General features: G+C 68.3%; 1 pseudogene. It reads left to right on the forward strand.

What is annotated here, in order from left to right:
- Positions 1 to 328: pseudogene (locus L995_RS08690) on the forward strand (electron transfer flavoprotein subunit beta/FixA family protein); the annotation flags it as partial.

A 328-nucleotide genomic window follows, 5' to 3' on the forward strand; every position in this document is an offset into this window, starting at 1 on the left:
GGAAACCCTGCGCACGGCCATGGCCATCGGTGCCGACCGCGGCATCCTGGTGGAGACCACCGAGGAGCTGCAGCCCCTGGCCGTCGCCAAGCTGCTCAAGGCCCTGGTGGACAAGGAGCAGCCCGGCCTGATCATCCTGGGCAAGCAGGCCATCGACGACGACGCCAACCAGACCGGCCAGATGCTGGCGGCCCTGGCCGACCTGCCGCAAGCCACCTTCGCCTCCAAGGTCGAAGTCGCTGGCGACAAGGTGAATGTCACGCGTGAAGTGGACGGCGGCCTGGAAACCCTGGCCCTGAGCCTGCCGGCCGTCATCACCACCGACCTG

This window comes from Delftia sp. ZNC0008 (assembly GCF_000799035.1).
GTDB classification, from domain to species: domain Bacteria; phylum Pseudomonadota; class Gammaproteobacteria; order Burkholderiales; family Burkholderiaceae_C; genus Comamonas; species Comamonas tsuruhatensis.